This is a genomic window from Arthrobacter sp. Soil782 (assembly GCF_001428435.1).
In the GTDB taxonomy this organism is placed as follows: domain Bacteria; phylum Actinomycetota; class Actinomycetes; order Actinomycetales; family Micrococcaceae; genus Arthrobacter_D; species Arthrobacter_D parietis.
In genome coordinates, this window is record NZ_LMSO01000007.1 from 255,422 (window position 1) to 273,016 (window position 17,595).

The window sequence follows — 17,595 nt, forward strand, 5'->3', positions numbered from 1 at the left end:
ACAGGCAAGGTTTATGAGACGCGCAAAGATAGTGGCCACCTTCGGCCCGGCAATCGCGAGCTATGAGAACACCCTCGCAGTACTTGAGGCCGGGGTGGATGTCGCCCGTATGAACATGAGTCACGGTGACCACACCGTGCACAACCAGACCTACGAATTTGTACGGAAGGCGGCTGAGGAACTCGGCCGCCCCGTTGGAATCTTCGCGGATCTGCAGGGCCCTAAGATCCGGCTGGGCCGCTTCGTTGACGGACCCCACGTACTGCTTCCGGGTGACACGTTCACCATCACCACCGAGGACGTCGAGGGCACCGCCGAGATCTGCTCGACCACCCACAAGGGACTGCCGCAGGATGTCAACGTCGGCGACACCCTGCTGATCGACGACGGCAAGGTAGCGATGGTCGCCGTTGCGGTCGACGACACCAAGGTAACCGCCGAGGTCACCGTGGGCGGCCCAGTCTCCAACAACAAGGGCATCAACCTGCCCGGTGTGGCAGTCAATGTTCCGGCGTTGAGCGACAAGGACGAGGAAGACCTCCGTTGGGCGATCCAGCGTGGCGTCGACATGGTGGCGCTGTCCTTCGTACGGAATGCAGCCGACGTCGACCGCGTCCACGAGATCATGGATGAGGAGGGCCGGCGCGTTCCGGTCATCGCCAAAATCGAGAAGCCGCAGGCTGTCGACGCTATAGAAGAGATCATCGATGCCTTCGACGCCATCATGGTGGCGCGAGGCGATCTCGGTGTGGAGCTGCCGCTTCAGGACGTCCCCATTGTGCAGAAGCGAGCCGTTGAACTCGCCCGCCGCTGGGCCAAGCCGGTCATCGTCGCCACCCAGGTGCTCGAGTCAATGATCGACAATCCCCGTCCTACCCGCGCCGAAGCTTCGGACTGCGCCAATGCAGTGCTCGACGGCGCTGACGCGGTCATGCTGTCCGGAGAGACAAGCGTTGGAAAGTACCCGATCGAGACGGTGCGCACCATGGCGGACATCATCGAGTCCACCGAGAAGCATGGACTTGACCGCGTACCCCCGCTGGGCAGCAAGCCTAAGACCCGCGGTGGCGCCATTACGCGCGCAGCCGTGGAAATCGCCGACCAGCTCGATGCGAAGTACATCTGTACCTTCACCCAGTCAGGCGACTCCGCACGCCGCCTGTCCCGCCTTCGCCCGACGAAGCCTGTCTTCGCCTTCACTCCGTCGCAGTCAACTCTCAACACGATGTCGCTGATCTGGGGTGTCCAGCCGATGCTCGTTGAGTACGCGGAACACACCGACCAGATGACCGCCCAGGTGGACCGGGTGCTTTTCGAGCAGAAGCTGGTGGACCTGAATGACCTCGTGGTCATCGCTGCCGGGTCGCCTCCCGGCCAGTCCGGCTCAACGAACTCCATCAAGGTTCACAAGGTCGGCGACATCGCGGACGCTGGACAATTGCCTGACCACTACTCGCCCAGCAAGGAGAAGGTCGGTCCCTGGCCGGTCAAGAACAAGCACAAGTAAATCTCTGCCCAGGAACTGAATCCGAACTGAAGAAGGGACCTTGCCTCAGCGGCAAGGTCCCTTCTCTGCGTTGTGGAGGTTAGTTGACCTGGTTGATGATGGTTTCTGCAACTTCGCGCATGCTCAGACGGCGGTCCATGGACGTCTTCTGGATCCAGCGGAAGGCCTCAGGCTCGGTAAGCCCCATCTTCGTGGTGAGCAGGCTCTTTGCGCGCTCAACAAGCTTGCGCGTGGCGAACTGCTCCTGGAGGTCGGAGACCTCGTTCTCCAGGGCCTTGATTTCCTCGTGGCGGGAGAGAGCGATTTCGATAGCAGGAACCAGATCAGCAGGCGTGAAGGGCTTGACCACGTAGGCCATTGCGCCGGCGTCACGGGCGCGCTCCACGAGCTCCTTCTGGCTGAAGGCAGTCAGAAGAACTACCGGCGCTATGCGGGCCTTCACGATCTGCTCAGCGGCGGTGATTCCGTCCATGACCGGCATCTTCACATCCATCAGCACAAGGTCCGGCTTATGTTCCTTGGCCAGCTCAACGGCCTTCTCGCCGTTATCCGCCTCGGCGACAACGTCATAGCCCTCGCCGCGCAGGATCTCCACGATGTCGAGGCGTATGAGGGTTTCGTCCTCAGCGACAATCACGCGCCGCGCCGGGCTCGAGTTAGCTGAGTCGCGGTTTTGAGACACTGGTGGCTCCTAGGTATGCGTTCAATGATTCTGCGTTTTCCGAGTGCAGCAGCGCAGCCGAAAAGGCACGGTGCACCGGTTCACTGGAACAGCCTATCGGCATGTAGAGTAGATTCGCGCACCCGGGGGTTCATGAGTCATGGAACTCACGTTGGGTGCATTGAACGGCCCGAATGGCGGAATTGGCAGACGCGCTGCACTCAAAATGCAGTATCGAAAGGTGTGTGGGTTCGAGTCCCACTTCGGGCACCGCCGGGTTGAAACGTCGTACTTCCGACTCATTGCGGTATCACGGCGCCACATGCTTTCTAATGGAGACATGTCGATGTCCTCCTACCTGGCGTTTTGCGGGTTGTGCGTGGTGCTGGCTGTGACGCCCGGCCCTGATAGCTTCCTCATTCTTCGCTTCAGTCTCCGGAAGCTGTCCTCCGGCGTCGCCGCTTCCTTCGGCTCCGCCGTCGGCTACCTTGCCTGGGCCGGTTTGGTCGCCGTCGGTCTCGCGGCCCTCATCGAACAGTCAGCGGTCGCGTTCCGGGGGCTGAAAGTGCTCGGCGGCATCTACCTTGTTTATCTGGGAATCAAAGCCATCCGGGGAGACGGGAAGAGATCTTCGGCTGTCGTTCCGGACGGCGCGGAGATGGCAGGTGCGCGGGCCTGGAGTTCGTGTGCAGCCGGGCTGACCTCCACGATGCTGAATCCGAAGGTGGGACTGTTCTTCCTTGCCGTGGTGCCGCAGTTCCTCCCCAAGGACGGTTCAGTCTTCGCTGTCACCATGCTGCTTGGGGCAACCCTCGGACTCATCGTGCTGGTCTATCTGGCAGGTCTGTGCCTCGTTGCGGCCAAGGCAAACGCCTGGCTGAACCGGCCGCGCGTCACCCGGAATCTGGAGATTTCATCCGGGGGCGTCCTCGGGGTGCTGGGCATCGGAACCGCCGCGTCCGCAGCCTACGCCTGAGCGCAGCTTCACCCGTTTGGCTGGCGCACGTCCCTGATCAGATTGGTGATACGGGCAGTGGAAAGCCGCTTCCCCTCCTCATCCGTCATGACCACCTCATGCGTGGCAAGGGTGCGGCCCAGGTGGATGGCGACGGCGGTGCCGGTGACCAGCCCGGCAGAGGCGGACCGGTGGTGCGTGGCGCCGATTTCGATGCCGACTGCCTGCCGGTCTGGCCCGGCATGGATTCCTGCTGCGAAGGAGCCGAGCGTTTCCGCCAGGACGAGATGCGCCCCGCCATGCAGGATGCCCGCTACCTGCTGATTTCCCTCGACAGGCATGGTGGCGACCATCCGCTCCGCACTCATCTCCTGGAAAACAATGCCCATCTTGGCGGCGAGTCGGCCGATGCCATGTCCCCGTAGCCAGTCGTGCATGTGCGTCGGCACGCCGGCGGCGGTAAGTTCCTCGAGGAAGGGGTGGGAGCGCTCGGGTCCTGCGTCCGGAGTGAATTTGTCATCCATGGGAACTAGGCTGGCACCTGTGAGCCAAACAAACCAAACCGTCCAGACTGACGAGCGCACCGGCGTGCAGGGCAGCGTGCAACCAGATGTCGGGACCGGCGCCGCGCCGGCTGCCGTCAATACGCTGGAGCGATCCCGCCTGCTGGTCGTTGACGGCCATTCCATGGCTTTCCGGGCGTTCTACGCGCTGCCTGCCGAGAACTTTTCCACGGACACCGGCCAGCACACCAACGCGGTGTACGGGTTCACTGCCATGCTGATCAATCTGTTGCGCGACCAGGAGCCCACGCACGTAGCCGTTGCCTTCGACCTCGACACGCCAACCTTTCGGGATACCGAATACTCCGAGTACAAGGGCGGACGTTCGCGGACGCCGGAGGAGTTCCACGGCCAGATTGACCTCATCATCAAAGTGCTCGAGACCATGCGCATTCCCACGCTCTCCATGGAAGGCTTCGAGGCTGATGACGTCCTGGCCACTCTGGCAGTCGGCGCGGCCGAGCGGGGCTGGGATGTTCAGGTAGTCAGCGGGGACCGCGATGTTTTCCAGCTGGTGAATGACCGCGTTACGGTCCTGTACCCCAAGCAGGGCGTTACCAACATCCCGCAGATGGATGCCAAGGCCGTGGAGGAGAAGTACTTCGTTCCCCCTCACCTGTACTCGGATCTCGCTGCGCTCGTGGGGGAGACGGCGGACAACCTCCCCGGCGTTCCGGGAGTAGGCCCGAAGACAGCCGCCAAGTGGATCCTGAAGTATGGCGGCCTCGAGGGCATCATTGAGAACCTCGACGCCATCGGGGGCAAGGTAGGCGATGCGCTCCGCGAGAACATCGAGAACGTCAAGCGCAACCGGCGTCTGAACCGCCTCCTGACAGATCTGGAACTCCCTGTCGATCTGCAGGCCACGGCCGCTCAGCGGCCTGACCGTGATGCCGTCGAGGATCTGTTCGACGCGCTGCAGTTCAATGTGCTCAGGAAGCGCTTGTTCGATCTCTTCGGAGAGGAAGAGCCGGACATCGCCAGGGATGAGATGGCACCGCCGGAGCACCAAATCATCACAGCGGCCGCTGAACTGACCCGGTGGTTCAACGGAACCAATCAGGCAACAGCCGCAGTGCAGGTTGTCACGCGGTCCACGAGCGGGGGAGAGGAAGCTATCGGGGTGGCGCTCGTGACGGCGTCGGCAGCCGTGTACGTTCCGTTCGAGGAACTGGGTGCTGACGCGGAGCACGTCATCGCGCAGTGGCTCCAGGACCTGGATGCACCCAAGGTGGTCCATGATTTCAAAGCGGCTTACAAGCTGCTCCATGCCCGCGGTTTCACCCTTGCGGGTGAGGTCGATGACACTGCGATTTCCGGATACCTCATCCAGCCCGACCGACGAAGCTACGAACTCGCTGACCTCAGCCAGGTCCACCTGAAGCTCACCCTCCCGACGGCGGCGGCTGCCGCCGGCGGTCAGCAGGCCCTGGCGCTTGAGGAAGAGGACGTCGCCACGCCTGCCGTTGCCGCTGCCTACGCCGCTCTTGAGCTGAGCAGGCATTTCGCGGGCCAGCTGGTGGAGCGCGGAGCCAACCAGCTGCTCGCGGGCCTGGAACTGCCCCTGTCCGAGGTTCTGGCCCGCATGGAGCTCACGGGAATCAGCGTCGCGGTGGACGGACTGGACCGCCTCTACGACGACTTCTCTGCAACCATGGCGAACACCAGCGCCGAAGCCTTCAGAATCATCGGCAAGGAAATCAATCTCGGCTCACCCAAGCAGCTCCAGGCTGTGCTGTTCGACGAGCTTGCGCTGCCGAAGACGAAGAAGATCAAGACCGGGTACTCGACGGACGCGGACGCCCTGACGGATCTGATCGTCAAGACGGGACACCCTTTTCTGGAGCAACTGCTCGCGCATCGCGACGCCTCGAAGCTCCGCCAGACGGTGGAGGGCCTACGCAAATCAGTGGCGGACGACGGTCGTATCCACACCACGTACGTTCAGACGATCGCCGCCACCGGGCGCCTTTCCTCCATGAATCCGAACCTGCAGAACATCCCGATCCGCTCCGATGAGGGTCGGAGAATTCGGGAGGCGTTCGTGGTGGGCCCGGGCTACGAGTCCCTGATGACCGCCGATTATTCGCAGATCGAAATGAGGATCATGGCGCACCTCTCCGGTGATGAGGGCCTGATCGAGGCGTTCAACGAGGGGGAGGACCTGCACCGCTTCGTCGGTTCGCACATCTTCCACGTGGCTCCGGAGGACGTCACCAACGCCATGCGCTCGAAGGTCAAAGCCATGTCCTACGGGCTGGTGTACGGCTTGAGCTCCTTCGGCCTCTCGAAGCAGCTGGCCATTTCTGTGGACGAGGCGCGCACCTTGATGGGCGACTACTTCGATAGGTTCGGGGCTGTCAGGGACTACCTGCGCGGAATCGTCGAGCAGGCGCGGAAGGACGGTTTCACCTCCACCATCGAGGGCAGGCGGCGCTATCTGCCGGACCTTTCGAGCGACAACCGGCAGCTGCGGGAGATGGCAGAGCGCGCAGCATTGAACGCACCGATCCAGGGATCAGCAGCGGATATCATCAAGAAAGCTATGCTCGGTGTCGAGAATGAACTGCGGTCCCGGGGGCTCACCTCCCGGATGCTGCTCCAGGTACACGATGAACTGGTGCTCGAAATCGCTCCCGGCGAGCGGGATGAAGTTGAGCAGCTGGTCCGTGCTGAAATGGCCGGCGCGGCGGACCTATCCGTTCCGCTCGACGTCTCGGTAGGCACCGGTACGAGCTGGCACGAAGCTGCCCATTAGGCGCAGGGGCTTGCCAGGCGTGGTTCGTCAGGGCGCGGACGGTTAGGGTGGATTCTCGTGAGCACGCATACGCAGACCGACACCGCAGTACCCCGTATCGAGACCTTCTCCGTGGACGCGGATACTGATACGTCCGCTGACGGCGCACTAGCCGCCTGGTTCGAGGGCGTGAGCTTCGGCTTCCACGAGGCCCGGCTGGAGGCCGGGGATTTACCGAAGCTCGCCGAGGCGTACGCGGCAGACGGGCGCATTCTCTGGGGTGCGTACGACGAAAAACCGGGTCCCAACGCCTGGAACCCGCGCATTCCGGTGGCCACCTACGGCACCATGGTGAACTCGCTCAATGTGGGCGGCGGTAAATTCCTTGATGCGCACCTGATCACGGCCGTCACGGTCCGGGCAACCCACCGCCGGCGGGGGCTCCTTCGCCGCATGATCACGGAGGACCTGCAGGGAGCGGCAGACCGCGGGCATGCTCTTGCGGCGCTGACCGCATCCGAAGCAACAATCTATGGCCGGTTCGGTTTCGGAACGGCAACCCACACCGCCTCGGTGGAGGTGGACGTCCGCGAGCGCTATGCGGTCACGTCCCCGCCGTACGGACGGATGGAGGTCGTGGACGCGGACGCCGCCGTCCACCTCACGCAGGAGATATTTGCCGGCTTCCACGCCCGAACGCTCGGATCGATCGGCCGCCAGTACGCGTACGCCCGCCGGTCGTCCGGTTTGTGGGGCGAGGAGCGCCCACAGCCGGACAAGGCGCTGCGCACCGCTGTCCATTACGACGCCGACGGCCGCCCGGACGCTTTTGTCTCCTACTCGTTCGCCGGCTGGGACAAAACGCCGTACACCATGCGCGTGAAGGACCTCGTAGCCGTGTCCGAGGCGGCCTACCTTGAGCTGTGGCGGTATCTCGGGTCCCTTGACCTGATCGAGCGGGTCACCTTCACTATGGCGTCCGTTTCCGACCCGCTGCCGTGGGCCCTGGCGGACCGGCGCTGCCGTGAACTGAAGTCCGACGAAGACGTGCTGTGGCTGCGCATCCTTGATCCGGTGGCTGCCCTCGAAGCAAGGGCGTATGAGCACGACGGTTCGGTGGTGCTCCACGTGCAAGATCCGTTGGGCCATGCACACGGTGCTTTCCTCCTGGAAGTGAAGGGCGGCAAGGCTGACGTGACGAGGCTTGGCGCTGAAGCCGCCGTTGGCCTCGACATGGATGTCGCAGCGCTCGGATCGCTGTACCTCGGTGGGGTGACCGTATCGACGCTGGCAAGTGCCGGCCGGATCAGGGCCAACTCTGCCGACGTACTGGAGAGTGCGGACCGGTTGTTCGCCCATTCCCGTCAGCCGTACTGCATCACACACTTCTAATTCGAGGGGTTGCAGGTTCGACCGTTGCACCATACAAGGAACTGCGCAGCGCCGCTGGCCGGCGCTTTGACCGGCGTTGTGCCGCAACGCTAGACTGGGTAAGCATGTCCCACGCACGGTGGGTCCTGCATGAGCTTTATCTGATATTTTCATTTTCCATTTGTCCGCATCCGGGCAGGTTCCTCATCACGGTGGGTACATATTGGTGTGCCTTTCCGCGGGGTTCCGCAAGAGTCCGGATCAACTCATAATCCACAACGGAGCCCCAACTACATGACCATCACCACCACCGAGAAGCCAGGTGCCCCGCAGGTCGCTATCAACGACATCGGCACCGCTGAGGACTTCCTCGCAGCTATTGACGCCACCATCAAGTACTTCAACGACGGAGATCTCGTCGAAGGAACGGTTGTCAAGGTTGACCGCGACGAAGTCCTGCTCGACATCGGTTACAAAACCGAAGGTGTCATCCCTTCCCGCGAGCTTTCCATCAAGCACGATGTCGATCCGGGAGACGTGGTCTCCGTTGGTGACGAGGTTGAAGCGCTTGTCCTCACTAAGGAAGACAAAGAAGGCCGCCTCATCCTCTCCAAGAAGCGTGCGCAGTACGAGCGCGCCTGGGGCGACATCGAGAAGGTCAAGGAAGAAGACGGCGTCGTCACCGGTACGGTCATCGAAGTTGTCAAGGGTGGTCTCATCCTCGACATCGGCCTGCGTGGCTTCCTCCCCGCTTCCCTCGTGGAAATGCGTCGTGTCCGCGACCTCGCTCCGTACATCGGTCAGCAGATCGAAGCCAAGATCATCGAGCTGGACAAGAACCGCAACAATGTTGTGCTGTCCCGCCGTGCCTGGCTTGAGCAGACCCAGTCCGAGGTTCGCTCCACGTTCCTCAACAAGCTGGAAAAGGGCCAGGTTCGTCCGGGCGTCGTGTCCTCCATCGTCAACTTCGGTGCCTTCGTTGACTTGGGCGGCGTAGATGGACTGGTTCACGTTTCCGAGCTGTCCTGGAAGCACATCGACCACCCGTCCGAGGTTGTCGAGGTTGGTCAGGAAGTAACCGTCGAGGTTCTCGAGGTTGACCTGGACCGCGAGCGCGTTTCGCTGTCGCTCAAGGCCACGCAGGAAGATCCGTGGCAGACCTTCGCCCGCACTCACGCGCTGGGCCAGGTTGTTCCGGGTAAGGTCACCAAGCTGGTTCCGTTCGGCGCGTTCGTACGCGTTGAAGACGGCATCGAGGGCCTTGTCCACATCTCCGAGCTGGCTGTCCGCCACGTTGAACTGGCTGAGCAGGTCGTCTCCGTAGGTGATGAGCTGTTCGTGAAGGTCATCGACATCGACCTCGAGCGCCGCCGTATCTCGCTGTCCCTCAAGCAGGCCAACGAGGGCGTCGACGCCGACAGCACCGAATTCGATCCGGCTCTCTACGGCATGGCCGCTGAGTACGACGAAGAGGGCAACTACAAATACCCCGAGGGCTTCGATCCCGAGTCCAACGAGTGGCTTGAAGGCTACGAGACGCAGCGCGCGGCCTGGGAAGCCCAGTACGCTGAGGCTCAGTCCCGCTGGGAGTCCCACAAGAAGCAGGTCGAGCAGCACGCTAATGACGACGCTGCTGCAGCTAACGAGCCTGCAGACTCCGGCACGACCAGCTACTCCTCGGAGCCGGCTCCGGAAACGAATGCGGGCGCCGGCACCGGTACCCTCGCATCCGACGAGGCGCTGGCAGCACTCCGTGAGAAGCTGACCGGAAACTAGGTCCTTTCAACGCAGGAAGCTTCCGCCCACTGGGCGGGAGCTTCCTGCGTTAACCGGACCGTACGGTTAATCGGACCGTACCTCGGAACTAACGTGTACGCGTTGACACGGTGACCGTGAACCGCGGGTCCCGTGCCACTTGCCTGGTTGGGCCTACAAGCCTCTTGAGCGCCTGCCGGTAGTGCAGATGGCTGTTCCACACCGCCCACAGCTCACCGCCCGGTCGCAGTGCGCGCCCTGCCTCCGCGAACAGCTTCAACGCAATTCCCGCATGTACGGTGTGCCCGGAGTGGAATGGCGGATTCAGGACGATGAGTTCGTCTCCGGCGTCGGATCGTCCTGACAGCCCATCTTCGCGCACGACGACGACCTGCCCGCCGACACCGTTGGCCTCGGCTGTGGCTCTGGTGGCGGCAACAGCGGCCGCCGAGGTGTCAGTCGCTGTGACCAGGAGCGACGGACGGGTGAGCGCAAGATACGCCGCGATAGTGCCGTTCCCGCAGCCGAGGTCCACGGCAGATGCAGCTGGCGGCGCATGATGAAGGTGCTGCAGCAGCAGCCGCGTCCCTGGATCCAGTTTGGCGCCGCCGAAGGTGCCTCCGTAGGCCCGCAGCTGCAGCGGCCGGGGGAGGCCGACGTCGTACTCCGCTGTGGTGGGAAAAGGGCAGGCACCAACAGGCAGGGCACCGGTGGCGGTGAGCACGCGGGATTTCTGCCTCGCCAAGCCGGCTGTTACCGCCCCGAAGTATCGGCCGAGTATCTGGTTCATGGCCGGTGTCATGTGCTTCACCCGGCCGCCCGCTAGCACTGTGACGTTGGGCGAGGCAGCGGCCGCGATGTGCCAGGCAATCTCTTCGAGTGCTTCCAGGGAACGTGGCAGCTGCAGCAGAACCAGCGTCGCGCCGTCGAACAGGTCCGGTCCCAGCGGGCGGAAGGCATACTCCCCTGATAAACCGAGCAGGGCGGCGTTCGCGTCCAACGCGCGTTCGCTGGTGACCGGGTCCTGATGAACGTGTACTTTCCGCGCTCCCCGGTGTTGTGCGCCCAACGTCAGCGCGCCATGGGTATCACCTACTACCGCGACCGCGCCGCTGGCGGGCAGGTGTTCCACCATGGTGTCGAGGAGCAGTCTGTCGGTGGCATCGTAAGCAAAAAGGTTGTCCGCCTCGATATCCGGCCGACGCCGCAGCGCTGTGAAGGGGAAGTCAGACACAGTCCGCCCACTCCCAGCCCGCAGGTTCCGCAGCCAGCCCTCCCGCGGTGTTCGCCGCCAGCATGCCCTGGAATGCATCCAGCGCTGCGTGGTCGCCCTGCACCGCGACGGTCAGCCGGGTGAACGTCCCTTCATAATCCACCGCCGCAATGATCATGCCTGCTCGCCTCAACTCATTCTCCAACCGGCCTGCAGTCGCGGGCCGTGAATGAGATTCACGACATCAGTTTCGGTCTCCACCCTATGCAGGACTCTGATGAAGCGGGAGCGGCGGATCTCCAACTCATGTCGGTGGTGGCCGGCGATCGTGGTGTAGCGCGCGATCGTCCCCGCCGTCTCACTCACCGTCCAAGTGTAGGCACCCCGTGCGCCGCTGCGCTCCCAATGGTCAACGACGGCGGTAGCCTTGGGTTCATGCTGAGGGTTGGATTGACGGGTGGAATCGCCGCGGGCAAATCTCTGGCAGCGTTGACGCTGCAGGAACTCGGAGCGGTCCTCATCGATGCCGACCAGCTTGCGCGGGCAGTCGTGGAGCCGGGCACGGAGGGTTTGCGGGAGGTTGCGGACGCCTTCGGAAGCGGAGTGCTTCTCGCGGACGGCTCGCTGGACCGGCCGGCACTCGGTGCACGGATATTCGCCGATCCCGGTGGGCGGGCACGACTGAACGCGATCATCCACCCGCGCGTCCGGCGAGAGGCGGCCAAAGCAGAGGCTGCCGCCCGCGCGGCCGCCGCTGGTGCCGTCGTCGTGCATGACATCCCGCTCCTGGTGGAAACGGGACAGGAGGACAGCTTTCATCTGGTGCTTGTCATTGATGCCCCTCAAAAGACGCGCGTTCGCCGCATGATGGAGAACCGCGCGATGACCGAGCAGGAGGCACTGGGACGCATCGGGGCCCAGGCTGACTCCTCGACGCGCAATGCCGCAGCCGACGTGGTGCTGCACAATGCAGGAAACCCCGCGGACCTGGCCGCTGCGGTCAAGCATTTGTGGGCGAGGCGGATACTTCCTTTCGCCCGCAACATTGACCAGCGGCAGCGGGCAGCACGGCAGGGCGGGCCGGTGCTGGTTCAGGATGGGGACTGGCCCCGCCAGGCCTCCCTGCTCATCCGGCGGTTGACAAGGGTGGATCCGCGCGTCCTGGGCGTGGAACACATCGGTTCCACCTCCGTTCCCGGGCTTCCGGCGAAGGACGTTCTGGACCTGCAGTTGACAGTGGCGTCCGTTTCGGATGCCGATGGTCTTTCCGACCGTCTGGCTGAAGCGGGGTTTCCACGCCTTCCCGGTATCTGGCAGGACACTCCCACCGCGGAAGTACCGGAACCCGAGAAGTGGCAGAAGCGGCTGCACTGCAACGCTGATCCGGGGCGTCCAGTCAACCTGCACGTCCGTGTGGCGGGTTCACCGGGCTGGGAGTACGCCCTGGCATTCCGCGACTGGCTGCGAACCAATCCGGACATGCTCGCGGCCTACGCGGCCGAGAAGGAACGGTGCGCCGCAATCCACCGCGACGACGCCACCATCGCCGGCTATGCCGCCCGTAAGGAGGATTGGTTCACCACGTTCGCTGCGCCCAGGTTGACCACCTGGAAGAACGACGCCGGCTGGTCGCCCGAGCAGTACCTCCCACGTTGAGCAGTCCGTTCAGCCTCCAGCAAAGAGCACCTCTGCGGACGGTCGTTGTCCGCAGGTGGACGGTAACGTAAGACTATGAGTCTTGCGCAGGAGATCAACCGTGTTGTCGCGCCCTTCGAGGTGATCAGTGAGTACCAGCCGGCCGGCGATCAGCCCACTGCCATCAAGGAACTGTCCGAGCGCATCAACGCCGGTGAGAAGGATGTGGTGCTCCTCGGCGCCACCGGTACCGGCAAGAGTGCAACCACGGCCTGGCTGATCGAGCAGGTGCAGCGGCCCACCCTGGTGATGGTGCAGAACAAGACCCTCGCCGCGCAGCTCGCCAACGAGTTCCGCGAGCTGCTGCCCAACAACGCGGTTGAATATTTTGTTTCCTATTACGACTACTACCAGCCAGAAGCCTACGTTCCGCAGACCGATACCTTCATTGAGAAGGACTCCTCGATCAACGAGGAAGTGGAGCGGCTCCGGCACTCTGCCACCAACGCCCTCCTGACCCGGCGGGACGTAGTGGTGGTGGCGACGGTCTCCTGCATCTACGGCCTCGGGACTCCCGAAGAATATGTTGCCGCCATGGTCACGCTCCGGCGCGGCCAGGAAATGAACCGGGATGACCTGCTGCGCCAGTTCGTCGCAATGCAATACGTGCGCAATGACATGGACTTCCACCGCGGCACCTTCCGGGTGCGCGGAGATACGGTCGAGATCATTCCCATGTACGAGGAGCAGGCAATCCGGATCGAGTTCTTCGGTGACGAGGTGGAGCGCATCTACACGCTGCACCCGCTGACGGGCGAGGTCATCCGGGAGGAGACGGAGATGTACGTCTTCCCGGCCTCGCATTATGTGGCCGGACCGGAACGGATGGGCCGGGCAATCACCAGGATCGAGGATGAACTGCGGGAACGCCTTCAGGAGCTGGAATCGCAGAACAAACTCGTCGAGGCTCAGCGGCTGCGCATGCGCACCACCTATGACCTCGAGATGATGCAGCAGATGGGATTCTGCAACGGCATCGAGAACTACTCACGCCACATCGACGGCCGGATTGGCGGCACCGCACCACACTGCCTGCTTGACTATTTCCCAGACGACTTCCTGCTGGTCGTGGACGAGTCCCACGTGACCATCCCGCAGATCGGTGCCATGTATGAGGGAGACATGTCCCGCAAACGCACGCTGGTGGATCATGGTTTCCGCCTGCCGTCCGCCATGGACAACCGGCCGCTGAAATGGGATGAATTCCTGGAGCGGATCGGCCAGACCGTCTACCTGTCGGCTACGCCCGGAAAATACGAGCTCAGCAAGTCAGACGGCTACGTCCAGCAGATCATCCGGCCCACGGGCCTGGTGGACCCGGAAGTCATCATCAAGCCCAGCAAGGGGCAGATCGACGACTTGCTCGGAGAAATCCAGATCCGGGTGGAGCGAAACGAGCGCGTCCTGGTCACCACGCTGACCAAGCGGATGGCGGAAGACCTCACCGGTTATCTGCTTGAGCACGGGGTGAAGGTCGAGTATCTCCACTCCGACGTCGATACCCTGCGCCGCGTGGAGCTCCTGCGTGAGCTCCGGATGGGCACTTTCGACGTGCTGGTCGGTATCAACCTGTTGCGGGAAGGTCTCGACCTTCCGGAGGTCTCCCTGGTAAGCATCCTCGATGCAGACAAGGAGGGCTTCCTCCGCAGTTCGACCTCGCTGATCCAGACCATTGGCCGTGCTGCCCGTAACGTGTCCGGCGAGGTGCACATGTATGCGGACAGGATCACCGATTCGATGGCCAAGGCCATCGAGGAAACCAACCGCCGTCGTGAAATTCAGGTGGCCTACAACACCAAGCATGGCGTGGATCCGCAACCGTTGCGCAAGCGCATCGCGGACATCACGGACACCATTGCCCGCGAAGACGCCGATACCCGTGCGCTGCTGGAGAAGACGGCGAAGTCCGCCAAGGGCAAGGGGAAGGGCAAGGGTTCAGCGATCCGGCATGACGGTCTGGCCGCGGTCCCCGCAGAGGACCTTACAGACCTGATTAGCCAGCTCACCGCCCAAATGCATGCCGCGGCAGAAGAGCTCCAGTTTGAGCTCGCAGCGCGTTTGCGTGATGAGGTAGGGGACCTGAAGAAGGAGCTGCGGCAGATGCAGTCAGCCGGGCACGCCTGATCCATGCCGGAACAGGGCGGCACCGGCAGTAGGTCATTCACTGAGATCCGGGTCCACGGCATTGGGGACCATGAGTACTACACCAGTCTCGGGCTGCCCGTTCAGAAGCCGCTGAATGCGTGGGTCCAGGTTGCCACGCCGCCTCCGCTGCCGGACCACCGGCTGCGCATCGTCAACTGGTCGCGTTCCCGCCGGAAACAAACGGGCTTCCTGTGGTATCTCGCGTTCCCTTTCACGTTGGCGAACGTGGCCGGACGGATGGAACCGGTTAGTGCCGGTGCTGCGCCGGCCGTGCTTCTGCGAACACTCGTCGGGGTAATCGCAGTAACTCTCACGTTGTCGCAGCTTGCCTGGCTGATCGTGCTCTGCGAGACGGTCCTGCGCTACGTGAGCCTTCCGCCGTCTACACTGCGAACCGTACCGCTGATCGCTGCCGGCCTGCTCACCGCGTGGTTGACGCACCGGTACCGGACCGTGGTGATGGCGCAGTCTGAGCAACATCGCCGCCATCTACTGCCGCTGGCTCACGCGGCAGTGGTGGGCTGCAGCGGTGTCCTGCTGAGCGTCGCGCCGCCGGCCCAGCTTCTCCACCCGGGATGGCCCTCCACCCCCATACCGGGGGGTGCCTCGCGGCTCGACGCGATGGCCCTGTGGATAGCACTCAGTATCGCCATCGGGTTTCTCGTGGCTCTGGTGCTGGCCATCCGCAGCAACGCCGGTTTTCACAACGGCAGCAGTCCCAACGCCCCACTTGCTGCTGCGGGCGTCCTGCTTGCCGTGTCCCTACCCCTCTTGCACGGGGTCACTGCGCTCGTCCGCATGCTCGTCGACAACCTGCTCGGTTATATCACCGGCCTGTTTGGCCGGGTTCATGCGCCCCAACCGCATTCCGGCATCCTGCTTTCCTACGACAATCCGGTCGATCCCGGGGACAGCCGGCTCGATCTCTTCCCGTTCCTCGCGCTTATCGCCGCAGCGGCTGCGCTGGTGGCTACCGCCGTCGTGCTGGCCATGGAGCGGCGGCTGGGGCTGCCGCCGGTGACCGGCGGCAAGGCCGCGCGCGGGCGCTGGTGGCATGATGTCTGTGCAGCGGCACCGCGACTGCTGCCCGGGATTCTCCCGTTCGCCGTGGTATTGGCACTGATGACGATGACGACGGCGGTTGCCCTCGGCGAGGGCAGGCTCGGCGGTCCGTGGCTGGCTCTGGCTATCCTGCTGCTGCAGATCGCCGGGGCGGTGGTGGTGCTGGTGGTCTTGCTCGGGCAGCTCCGGACCCTGCGGGAGGTACTGGGCAAAATTGCCGACGTCGCAGGCTTCTGGCCCGTCCGCGACCACCCGCTGGCGGGATCGTCCTACCGGGACGCGGCCGTTGCAGGTATCGCCGAACTGACGAACCGCCACTCCGGGGGCGAGGTGGTGCTCGTGGCGCACAGCCAGGGATCGGTGCTCTGCGCGTGGCTCGTAGCCCGCTCACGGATGGCGGAAGCGCATCCGCACCTCGTCACGTCCGGCTCGCCCATCGGGTCCGTGTACGCAGCGTTCTTCCCTCGTACCTTTTCACCGGAACTGCTCGCCGACGTTGCGGACGGCACACGGACCTGGACGAATTTCTGGCGGGATACCGACCCCGTCGGGTTTCCCATTCCGCACGCCGCCAACCGTGAACTGCCGGACCCGCGCGCCGATGGAATCGTACGCAGTCACAGTGACTACTGGACCGAGCCGGGAATTGTGGCGCACGTTGCGGCCCTGGCCGCGCACCATCCCTGAGGCACTCCACGTTTCCCCTTCCGTTCCGAACGCGGGTACGATGGAAGGAACGTAGGGGAGTATCCTTTCGCGCTACGAACGTCAACACGCAGGCCGACGACGGCCGGCCGGGCGTAGCGGTCGCACACTTGGTTGCGACGGAGAGACTTGCGAAATTCCGTTGTACCTTTGAAAGGGTCCCTTGTGCTTGAACTGCCCCTTGCCTTTGAAATAGGCACCTTTGTCGTCCTGGGAGTAATCCTCCTGCTGGACCTTCTGCTGGTCGTGAAGCGTCCGCACGAGCCCTCCATGAAGGAAGCCGGCCTCTGGGTTGCGTTCTATGTGGGACTTGCACTGGTCTTTGCGGCCGTCATGTTTGCTGTCACAGGCCCTGAATACGGAGGTCAATTCGTCGCAGGCTGGGTAACCGAGTACAGCCTGAGCATCGATAACCTCTTCGTCTTCATCATCATCATGGCGAGGTTCTCCGTACCGAGGAAATACCAGCAGGAAGTGCTGATGGTGGGCATCATCATCGCGCTGATCCTGCGTGGAATTTTCATTCTGCTCGGCGCTGCGCTGATCAGCAACTTCTCCTGGATCTTCTACATCTTCGGTGCCTTCCTCCTATGGACCGCCTACCACCAGGCAAAGGATTCGGGCGAGGAGGAAGAGGACAAAGAGAACAAGCTCATCACCAAGCTGCGCGGTGTGCTTCCCATGTCCGAGCACTACGACGGCGGCAAGATCCGCACCGTGGTGAACGGCAAGAAGGTCTTTACCCCGATGCTGATCGTGTTCATCACGATCGGACTGACAGACCTGCTGTTCGCGGTCGACTCCATCCCAGCCATTTTCGGACTCACCGAAAGCGCCTTCATCGTGTTCACAGCGAACCTCTTTGCGCTGATGGGGCTGCGCCAGCTCTACTTCCTGCTGGGCGGTCTTATGACCCGGCTGGTCTTCCTCAAGCACGCGCTCTCGATCATCCTTGCCTTCATCGGCGTGAAATTGATCCTGCACGCGATGCATGAAAATGAACTGCCGTTCATCAACGGCGGCCAGCACATTGAATGGGCTCCCGTGATTCCGACGTTCGTTTCACTGGCATTCATTGTCGCGACAATCGTCATCGCCGTCGTTGCGAGCCTGCTGAGCCCGGCCGGCAAGCGCGCAAAGCTCGACGCTGAACTCGCTGCCGACGCCGAGCGGGCGCGCACCGGCGGTCCGGAGTCCTGAACGCGGCTTAACAACAGCGCGGCTGA

Annotated in this window: 13 protein-coding genes and 1 tRNA gene; 10 read left to right on the forward strand and 4 right to left on the reverse strand. The window is 63.1% G+C overall.

The features are described 5' to 3' along the window. The first annotated feature begins 13 nt into the window (after window positions 1-13). Window positions 14-1,507: a pyruvate kinase gene (gene pyk, locus ASH00_RS08740; RefSeq protein ID WP_056547503.1), complete on the forward strand. Its 1,494-nt coding sequence runs from the start codon at window positions 14-16 to the stop codon at window positions 1,505-1,507. 79 nt (window positions 1,508-1,586) lie between these two features. On the opposite strand, the gene ASH00_RS08745 is transcribed toward pyk, so the two are convergent. Then, the gene (locus ASH00_RS08745) at window positions 1,587-2,189 is read right to left on the reverse strand and encodes an ANTAR domain-containing response regulator (RefSeq protein ID WP_056547505.1); all 603 of its coding nucleotides are present in this window, start codon (window positions 2,187-2,189) and stop codon (window positions 1,587-1,589) included. A 167-nt stretch (window positions 2,190-2,356) separates the two neighbouring features. On the opposite strand from ASH00_RS08745, the gene ASH00_RS08750 reads away from it, so the two are divergent. Further along, a tRNA-Leu gene (locus ASH00_RS08750) sits at window positions 2,357-2,438 on the forward strand. Between the two features lie 70 nt (window positions 2,439-2,508). Further along, window positions 2,509-3,144 (forward strand): LysE family translocator, encoded by a 636-nt coding sequence (locus tag ASH00_RS08755; protein ID WP_056547508.1) that lies wholly within the window; start codon window positions 2,509-2,511, stop codon window positions 3,142-3,144. An 8-nt stretch (window positions 3,145-3,152) separates the two neighbouring features. Here ASH00_RS08755 and ASH00_RS08760 read toward each other — a convergent pair whose 3' ends face one another. Further along, window positions 3,153-3,647: a PaaI family thioesterase gene (locus tag ASH00_RS08760; RefSeq protein WP_056547511.1), complete on the reverse strand. Its 495-nt coding sequence runs from the start codon at window positions 3,645-3,647 to the stop codon at window positions 3,153-3,155. Between the two features lie 163 nt (window positions 3,648-3,810). On the opposite strand from ASH00_RS08760, the gene polA reads away from it, so the two are divergent. From polA to rpsA, 3 genes are all read left to right on the forward strand, one after another. Beyond that, entirely contained in the window at window positions 3,811-6,444 is a 2,634-nt protein-coding gene (gene polA, locus ASH00_RS08765) for a DNA polymerase I (RefSeq protein ID WP_056547822.1), read from the forward strand. Between the two features lie 57 nt (window positions 6,445-6,501). Further along, window positions 6,502-7,815: a GNAT family N-acetyltransferase gene (locus tag ASH00_RS08770; protein ID WP_056547512.1), complete on the forward strand. Its 1,314-nt coding sequence runs from the start codon at window positions 6,502-6,504 to the stop codon at window positions 7,813-7,815. A gap of 273 nt (window positions 7,816-8,088) precedes the next feature. After that, window positions 8,089-9,570, forward strand: a complete 1,482-nt coding sequence (gene rpsA / locus ASH00_RS08775; RefSeq protein ID WP_056547515.1) for a 30S ribosomal protein S1 — start codon at window positions 8,089-8,091, stop codon at window positions 9,568-9,570. 88 nt (window positions 9,571-9,658) lie between these two features. On the opposite strand, the gene ASH00_RS08780 is transcribed toward rpsA, so the two are convergent. Beyond that, window positions 9,659-10,783, reverse strand: coding sequence for a class I SAM-dependent methyltransferase (locus ASH00_RS08780; protein ID WP_235563239.1), 1,125 nt, complete (start codon window positions 10,781-10,783; stop codon window positions 9,659-9,661). Beyond that, window positions 10,776-10,940: a hypothetical protein gene (locus ASH00_RS17000; RefSeq protein WP_235563240.1), complete on the reverse strand. Its 165-nt coding sequence runs from the start codon at window positions 10,938-10,940 to the stop codon at window positions 10,776-10,778. The genes ASH00_RS08780 and ASH00_RS17000 overlap by 8 nt, the downstream gene beginning before the upstream one ends. Before the next feature lie 257 nt (window positions 10,941-11,197). On the opposite strand from ASH00_RS17000, the gene coaE reads away from it, so the two are divergent. The 4 genes from coaE (at window position 11,198) to ASH00_RS08800 (ending at window position 17,569) form a co-directional block, all read left to right on the forward strand. Next, the gene (coaE, locus tag ASH00_RS08785) at window positions 11,198-12,418 is read left to right on the forward strand and encodes a dephospho-CoA kinase (protein WP_056547828.1); all 1,221 of its coding nucleotides are present in this window, start codon (window positions 11,198-11,200) and stop codon (window positions 12,416-12,418) included. Window positions 12,419-12,493: 75 nt separating this feature from the next. Continuing rightward, on the forward strand, window positions 12,494-14,581 hold the full coding sequence (gene uvrB, locus ASH00_RS08790; protein ID WP_056547518.1) for an excinuclease ABC subunit UvrB: 2,088 nt from the start codon (window positions 12,494-12,496) through the stop codon (window positions 14,579-14,581). Window positions 14,582-14,584: 3 nt separating this feature from the next. Then, the gene (locus tag ASH00_RS08795) at window positions 14,585-16,351 is read left to right on the forward strand and encodes a hypothetical protein (RefSeq protein ID WP_056547520.1); all 1,767 of its coding nucleotides are present in this window, start codon (window positions 14,585-14,587) and stop codon (window positions 16,349-16,351) included. 183 nt (window positions 16,352-16,534) lie between these two features. After that, window positions 16,535-17,569, forward strand: coding sequence for a TerC family protein (locus tag ASH00_RS08800; RefSeq protein ID WP_056547523.1), 1,035 nt, complete (start codon window positions 16,535-16,537; stop codon window positions 17,567-17,569). Window positions 17,570-17,595: the final 26 nt, after the last annotated feature.

What these genes read in the sequence shown, in the direction of transcription:
- polA (WP_056547822.1), top strand. Translation starts at nt 3,811, where the DNA reads ATGGCTTTCCGGGCGTTCTACGCGCTGCCTGCCGAGAACTTTTCCACG.
- ASH00_RS08760 (WP_056547511.1), bottom strand. Translation starts at nt 3,647, where the DNA reads ATGGATGACAAATTCACTCCGGACGCAGGACCCGAGCGCTCCCACCCC.
- uvrB (WP_056547518.1), top strand. Translation starts at nt 12,494, where the DNA reads ATGAGTCTTGCGCAGGAGATCAACCGTGTTGTCGCGCCCTTCGAGGTG.
- ASH00_RS08795 (WP_056547520.1), top strand. Translation starts at nt 14,585, where the DNA reads ATGCCGGAACAGGGCGGCACCGGCAGTAGGTCATTCACTGAGATCCGG.
- ASH00_RS08755 (WP_056547508.1), top strand. Translation starts at nt 2,509, where the DNA reads ATGTCGATGTCCTCCTACCTGGCGTTTTGCGGGTTGTGCGTGGTGCTG.
- rpsA (WP_056547515.1), top strand. Translation starts at nt 8,089, where the DNA reads ATGACCATCACCACCACCGAGAAGCCAGGTGCCCCGCAGGTCGCTATC.
- pyk (WP_056547503.1), top strand. Translation starts at nt 14, where the DNA reads ATGAGACGCGCAAAGATAGTGGCCACCTTCGGCCCGGCAATCGCGAGC.
- ASH00_RS17000 (WP_235563240.1), bottom strand. Translation starts at nt 10,940, where the DNA reads ATGATCATTGCGGCGGTGGATTATGAAGGGACGTTCACCCGGCTGACC.
- coaE (WP_056547828.1), top strand. Translation starts at nt 11,198, where the DNA reads ATGCTGAGGGTTGGATTGACGGGTGGAATCGCCGCGGGCAAATCTCTG.